A 457-nucleotide genomic window follows, 5' to 3' on the forward strand; every position below is an offset into this window, starting at 1 on the left:
GGTTCATGGCGATTGGTCGGATAATAGGCGGCGTGGTTGCAGTGGTCTTTGCCCGGCTTGGCTCCGAAGGCATCTCGATTGTTTCGATGCGGCCGGCCAACCAGACGGAAAGGAGATTGTTCGATGGCGAAAACTAAGCTGCACATCACGAAGCCTGACAAGGAATTCAAGCCAGGCAAGGGCTTTACCCAGGAAGATTGGGACACCGTTTCGGACAATCCCGAATGGACCGAGGAGGATTTTCGAAATGCTCGTCCCTTCACCGCGGTGTTTCCGGATCTTGCCGAAAGCATTCGCCGTTCGCGCGGCCGGCCGGCGCTCGACAATCCGAAGAAACAGGTGACGCTGCGCCTCGATAGCGATGTGGTTGCCCGCTTCCGCGCCGGCGGACCCGGCTGGCAGAGCCGGATAAACGACATTCTGCGGAAAGCCGCCGGCCTTTAGCCGGCGGTCAGAC

At 59.5% G+C, this 457-nt stretch carries 1 protein-coding gene; it reads left to right on the top strand.

Translation table 11 applies throughout. The features are described 5' to 3' along the window. The first annotated feature begins 123 nt into the window (after positions 1 to 123). Entirely contained in the window at positions 124 to 444 is a 321-nt protein-coding gene (locus EOD07_RS37110; RefSeq protein ID WP_127238547.1) for a BrnA antitoxin family protein, read from the top strand. Positions 445 to 457 lie beyond the last annotated feature (13 nt).

The sequence above is a fragment of the Mesorhizobium sp. M2C.T.Ca.TU.002.02.1.1 genome (assembly GCF_003997225.1).